This window comes from Streptomyces sp. (genome assembly GCF_035563135.1).
Lineage (GTDB): Bacteria > Actinomycetota > Actinomycetes > Streptomycetales > Streptomycetaceae > Streptomyces.
In genome coordinates this window covers 1-5767 of sequence record NZ_DATMVN010000187.1, presented here as the reverse complement: position 1 = coordinate 5767, position 5767 = coordinate 1, and the positions used below count along the sequence as shown (strand labels likewise).

Below are 5767 nucleotides of genomic sequence, written 5' to 3'. Positions count from 1 at the left end.
TTGCGCTGCGAGTACACCATGTTGACCGGGGCCTCGAAGCCGGGGACCAGGCGGTGGTAGGAGTTCACCGTCGGGTTGGTGAAGGCCAGCAGCGACGGGGCGTGCTTGAGGATGCCGCCGATGTAGTAGCGCGCCATGTCGGAGAGGCCGGCGTACCCGGTCTCGTCGTAGAACAGCGGCTCGCCGTTGTTCCAGATCGACTGGTGGCAGTGCATGCCCGAGCCGTTGTCGCCGAAGATCGGCTTCGGCATGAAGGTCGCGGTCTTGCCGTTGCGCCAGGCGACGTTCTTCACGATGTACTTGAAGAGCATCAGGTCGTCGGCCGCGGCGAGCAGCGTGTTGAACTTGTAGTTGATCTCGGCCTGGCCGGCGGTGCCGACCTCGTGGTGCTGGCGCTCGACCTGGAGGCCGTTCTTGTCCAGCTCCATGGAGATCTCGGCGCGCAGGTCGGCGAAGTGGTCGACCGGCGGGGTCGGGAAGTAGCCGCCCTTGTAGCGGACCTTGTAACCACGGTTGTTCTCGACCGCACCGGTGTTCCAGGCGCCGGCCTCGGAGTCGATGTGGTAGAAGCTCTCGTTCGCCGACGTCTGGAAGCGGACGTTGTCGAAGACGTAGAACTCGGCCTCGGGACCGAAGTACGCGGTGTCGGCGATGCCGGTCGACGCGAGGTAGGCCTCGGCCTTCTTGGCCACGTTCCGCGGGTCACGGCTGTACTGCTCGCCGGTGATCGGGTCGTGGATGAAGAAGTTGATGTTCACGGTCTTGTCGCGGCGGAACGGGTCGACACGGGCCGTCGTCAGGTCCGCGCGGAGCGCCATGTCGGACTCGTGGATCGCCTGGAAGCCGCGGATCGACGAGCCGTCGAAAGCCAGTTCCTCGGCCGGGTCGAAGGACGCCGCCGGGATCGTGAAGTGCTGCATCACACCCGGCAGGTCGCAGAACCGGACGTCGACGAACTTGACGTCGTTGTCGGCGATGTACTTCTGGACTTCGTCGGCGTTCTGGAACATCCAACTCCTCCTACTCCCGACCCGGGAAAGGGCGGGGTTGCAGCTCGTCTGTGTGGCCAGTGCGGTGGCACACGCTGGACCTGACCATAGGCAGCCGGGATTTCTCCAGCATGACCCATTTGTTTCGCACAAGTTAACCAGGGCGCCTGCGGGCGGCACCTCGGCGACGTGTCCGGTGCCCCGCCCGGCAAGGTGCAAACGCGGGCGCAGTACCGTGGACGGGTGGACAACAGGCAAGCAATCGGTTCGTGGCTCTCGGGGCCGCGCGCGGCGGCCGAGCAGATGGGCGCCGACTTCGGTTACCGGGGCGAGCGCCTCGGTCTGCCCCAGGAAGGCCCGGGGTCCGTGGCCCCGCCCGGCCGGCGCTTCGGGGCCCTCTTCATCGACTGGGCCGTGTGCATGGTGATCGCATACGGACTGATCGCTCGCGGTGACCAGCAGGCGGCGGGGAACTGGGCGCTCGCCATCTTTCTCGTCATGAGCCTGCTGACCGTCGGAACGGTCGGTTCCACCCCCGGCAAGCGGCTTCTGGGGCTGCGGGTCATCGGCGAGGACGGCGAACGGCTCGGTGTCGTGCGGGTCGTCGTCCGGAGTGTGCTGCTCCTCCTGGTGATCCCGGCCGTCGTCTGGGACCGCGACAGCCGAGGCCTCCACGACCGGCTGGCCCGCGCCGTCCAGGTCCGCACCTGAGACGCGGACAGAAAAGCGGGAGCGCCCCGGACGATGTGCGTCGTCCGGGGCGCTCCCGTAGGTCCGTGCCCGGTCAGCGCATCTTTCCGCCGCGCGGCATCCGCATGCCCTTGGGCATGGGCCCCTTCGGCAACGGCATGTTGCTCATCAGGTCGCCCATCGCCCGGAGCCGGTCATTGGCCGCCGTCACCTGCGGGCCGGTCAGGACCCGGGGGAGCTTCAGCATCGTGGTGCGCACCTTCTTCAGCGGCACCTGGCCCTCGCCGTCGCCGACGATGATGTCGTGCACCGGTACGTCGAGGACGATGCGGGCCATCCGCCTCTTCTCGGCCGCCAGCAGGCTCTTCACCCGGTTCGGGTTGCCCTCGGCCACCAGGACGATGCCCGCCTTGCCGACCGCCCGGTGGACGACGTCCTGGCTGCGGTTCATCGCGACGGCCGGTGTCGTGGTCCAGCCGCGGCCCACCCGGTCCAGCACCGCCGCGGCTGCGCCCGGCTGGCCCTCCATCTGGCCGAAGGCCGCGCGCTCCGCCCGCCGTCCGAAGATGATCGCCATCGCGAGGAACGCCAGTACGAAGCCCAGGATGCCCGCGTAGACCGGGTGACCGATCAGGAAACCGATGGCGAGGAGGACACCGAAGGTGATGATTCCCACACCCGCGACGACAAGACCCACCTTGGGGTCCGACCGCCTGGTCATCTTGTAGGTCAGGGCGATCTGCTTGAGCCGCCCTGCGTTCTCGGCGCTGTCCGCGCCGTCAGTGTGTGCCTTCCTCGCCATGTACCGAAGTTTACGTGGCTCGGGACCGGCCTAGGAACGGTGGTCGGCCACAGCCTTGAGCACGTACTCCGCCTCGACCCGGTCCTGGGCCCGGCGGCGGTCCTCCAGGACCGCCGTCCAGGCGTTGCGGCGGGCGGTGCGCTGGCCGCTGCTCATCAGCAGCGACTCGACCGCGCGGAGTGCGGTGGTGACGGTCGGGAGGGTATGGGCTCGTACCGGTGCGGCGTGCATGGCGGGTGTTCCCCCTCGGAACGTATGCGCGCGCCCGGCGCGCACTGGACAGCGGGAAGCAATGACGACGGCGGCTGCGGGAGCCACCGCGTGTGTACCTAGGGTCACTGCTCGGTGTTACCAGTGCATGACCGGTCGGTCAAACACCAATGAAACTCTGATTCCGGCTCCCCGCACGCCGACGCGGCCCATACGGGCCCCCGACCTGCGGGAGACGTACGGGCCGCGTCGCTGCGGCTATTACCGTTCAGTAGATCCTTGTGCGCCGATTCACACGGCCTGAGCGGCCACGGCGGTCGCGCCGCGCCGCTCCATCGCCTGCTGGAAGAGCCGTCCCGCACGGTACGAGGAACGCACCAGCGGCCCCGACATGACGCCGGAGTAGCCGATCGCGTCGGCCTCGTCCTTCAGCTCCACGAACTCGTGCGGCTTCACCCAGCGCTCGACCGGGTGGTGCCGTGCGGAGGGCCGGAGGTACTGCGTGATCGTGATGAGCTCGCAACCCGCGTCGTGCAGGTCCTGGAGCGCCTCGCTGACTTCCTCGCGGGTCTCGCCCATGCCGAGGATCAGGTTGGACTTCGTCACCAGGCCGGCCTCCCGGGCCCGCGTGATGACCTCCAGGGAGCGCTCGTAACGGAAGCCGGGCCGGATCCGCTTGAAGATCCGCGGCACCGTCTCGACGTTGTGCGCGAGCACCTGGGGGCGCGAGGAGAAGACCTCGGCCAGCTGCGCGGGCTCCGCGTTGAAGTCGGGGATGAGCAGCTCCACCTTCGTGGCGCCGCCCTCCCGGCCGGCGGTCTGCGCGTGGATCTGGCGCACGGTCTCCGCGTACAGCCACGCGCCGCCGTCGTCCAGGTCGTCGCGCGCGACGCCGGTGATCGTGGCGTAGTTCAGGTCCATCGTCACGACGGACTCGCCCACGCGGCGGGGCTCGTCACGGTCCAGCGCCTGGGGCTTGCCCGTGTCGATCTGGCAGAAGTCGCAGCGCCGGGTGCACTGGTCGCCGCCGATGAGGAACGTCGCCTCGCGGTCCTCCCAGCACTCGTAGATGTTCGGACAGCCGGCCTCCTGGCACACGGTGTGCAGGCCTTCGCCCTTCACGAGCGCCTGCATCTTCGTGTACTCGGGGCCCATCTTCGCCCGGGTTTTGATCCACTCGGGCTTGCGCTCGATGGGGGTCTGGCTGTTTCGGACCTCCAGGCGCAGCATCTTGCGCCCGTCGGGTGCGACACCGGACACTCCGGCACCCCTTTGCTTTCGCTGCATCGGATTCTTCGGCGAACACCAGGGTACGCCCGTGGTCAGAACGGTGTTACGTACGGCCGACCTGTGGCCCAGGGGCTCTGTTCCAGCGGCCCGCGCGGGCTCTCAGGCGGGCGCTGCGGCCTTCGGGGGCTCCGGGGCCCCGACGACGGCCCGGGGCGCGAGCTCCGCGTTCTCCAGGACGTCCCTCAGGTGTTTCTCCGCGACGGGGAGGACTTCGGCGATCGTGAGCTCGCGGCCCAGCTCGTACGAGAGCGAGGTCACGCCCGCGTCCCGGATGCCGCACGGCACGATCCTGTCGAACCAGGTGTTGTCCGGGTTCACGTTCAGTGCGAAGCCGTGCATGGTCACGCCCTTGGCGACCCGGATGCCGATCGCGGCCAGCTTGCGGTCCTCGCGGCGCTGGCCGGCGTTGGACGGCGCGTACTGGGGGCCGTTCAGCCGGGGGTCGAACTCCTCGTCGTTCAGCCGGGGGTCGAAGTCGAGCGAGAGCCCGCCGGGCGCGGGGCGGTCCTCGACCGGGTCACCGAGGACCCAGACACCGCTGCGGCCCTCGACCCGGCTGGTCTCCACGCCGAACTCGGCGGCCGTACGGATCAGTGCGTCCTCCAGGCGGCGGACATGGGCGACCACGTCCACCGGGCGGGGCAGCTTCATGATCGGGTAGCCGACGAGCTGTCCCGGACCGTGCCAGGTGATCTTCCCGCCGCGGTCGACGTCGACGACGGGGGTGCCGTCCAGCGGGCGTTCGCTCTCCGTGGTGCGCCGTCCCGCCGTGTAGACGGGCGGGTGCTCGAGGAGCAGGCAGGTGTCGGGGACGGCGTCCTCGAACCGGGCGGCATGCACCTCGCGCTGCTTCTGCCAGGCCTCCTGGTAGTCGACCCGTTCCTCACCGAATCCCAGACGGACGAACCGCAGCTCACTCACTCGGGTCTCCCTACTCGTGGTGCCGGGGGCAGCCCCGGAGCCACGTCACCATGCGTCCATGCGCGCCCCGAGCCACTGTACGACCGCTCCGGAACACGGGGTCCGGCAGGCCGCGGGCGGGTGGACTCCTGTCAGCGCTCCGACAATCCTCACACGATCGGATGAATGTGGAGCGAAGGCCGTGGGAGCCGCCGCAGAGGCAGTTACATTCGCGCCGTTCCATGACGGGCTCGCCCGCTCCCACTCGTGGGGGAGCCCGTAAGGGCTGCCCGCCCGGCGCCGAAGGCAGGAGACCTTGCAGCTGATGTCGGAACGACCTCCGCAGCGCACCCCGAACCGGCGGCTCGCTGCCCTCATCGCGGAAGCAGGGTTCTCCCATGCGGGCCTGGCCCGCCGGGTGGACCAGCTCGGCCTCGAACACGGGCTCGACCTGCGGTACGACAAGACCTCGGTGACCCGCTGGCTGCGCGGCCAGCAGCCCCGGGGCACCACGCCCGCGCTGATCGCCGAGGTCTTCACCAGACGGCTCGGCCGCCGTCTGTCCGCGCAGGACCTCGGTCTGGACGCGTGCGCGCCCGTCTACGCCGGCCTGGAGTTCGCGGCCACGCCCGCGGAAGCGGTGGACATCGTCAGCGGGCTGTGGCGCAAGGACTCGGGCAGCCATGCGGAGCTGCGCAAGATCGCGTTCACGCCCGCCGGACTGGTCGTCCCCAGCCGGGACTGGCTGATCGGGCGGGCCGACGAACGGGTCGGCCGGGGCGATCGTCCGGACCGTGCGAACGGCACCCCCGGCCTGCCCTCCCCGCGCACGCCCGCGGAAGCTCACGCGGCCCGCTCCCCGCACGGGTTCCACCCGGCCGACGGG

Annotated in this window: 6 protein-coding genes and 1 pseudogene; 2 read left to right on the top strand and 5 right to left on the bottom strand. The window is 69.6% G+C overall.

The window, feature by feature from the left end; all coding sequences use genetic code 11:
- A partial coding sequence (glnA, locus tag VN520_RS08160) for a type I glutamate--ammonia ligase (protein ID WP_325746180.1) occupies window positions 1-1010 on the bottom strand: 1010 nt, incomplete at its 3' end.
- 222 nt (window positions 1011-1232) lie between these two features.
- Here glnA and VN520_RS08155 point away from each other — a divergent pair.
- A complete protein-coding gene (locus VN520_RS08155; protein WP_325746179.1) occupies window positions 1233-1700 on the top strand; it encodes an RDD family protein in 468 nt (155 codons plus the stop codon).
- Window positions 1701-1773: 73 nt separating this feature from the next.
- Here the strand turns inward: VN520_RS08155 and VN520_RS08150 are convergent, their stop codons facing one another.
- The 4 genes from VN520_RS08150 to lipB all read right to left on the bottom strand — a co-directional run bounded on the left by VN520_RS08150 (window position 1774) and on the right by lipB (window position 4902).
- Complete coding sequence (locus VN520_RS08150; RefSeq protein WP_325746178.1) at window positions 1774-2481, bottom strand: DUF4191 domain-containing protein; 708 nt, start codon at window positions 2479-2481, stop codon at window positions 1774-1776.
- Between the two features lie 30 nt (window positions 2482-2511).
- Window positions 2512-2712 (bottom strand): hypothetical protein, encoded by a 201-nt coding sequence (locus VN520_RS08145; protein ID WP_325746177.1) that lies wholly within the window; start codon window positions 2710-2712, stop codon window positions 2512-2514.
- 270 nt (window positions 2713-2982) lie between these two features.
- Window positions 2983-3951: a lipoyl synthase gene (gene lipA / locus VN520_RS08140; protein WP_325746176.1), complete on the bottom strand. Its 969-nt coding sequence runs from the start codon at window positions 3949-3951 to the stop codon at window positions 2983-2985.
- Window positions 3952-4080: 129 nt separating this feature from the next.
- Window positions 4081-4902 (bottom strand): lipoyl(octanoyl) transferase LipB, encoded by an 822-nt coding sequence (gene lipB / locus VN520_RS08135; RefSeq protein ID WP_325746175.1) that lies wholly within the window; start codon window positions 4900-4902, stop codon window positions 4081-4083.
- A gap of 304 nt (window positions 4903-5206) precedes the next feature.
- Between lipB and VN520_RS08130 the strand changes: the two are divergent.
- A pseudogene (locus tag VN520_RS08130) lies at window positions 5207-5767 on the top strand (regulator); the annotation flags it as partial.

Coding starts and splice junctions, on each gene's coding strand:
- VN520_RS08150 (WP_325746178.1), bottom strand. CDS start 2,481: ATGGCGAGGAAGGCACACACTGACGGCGCGGACAGCGCCGAGAACGCA.
- VN520_RS08145 (WP_325746177.1), bottom strand. CDS start 2,712: ATGCACGCCGCACCGGTACGAGCCCATACCCTCCCGACCGTCACCACC.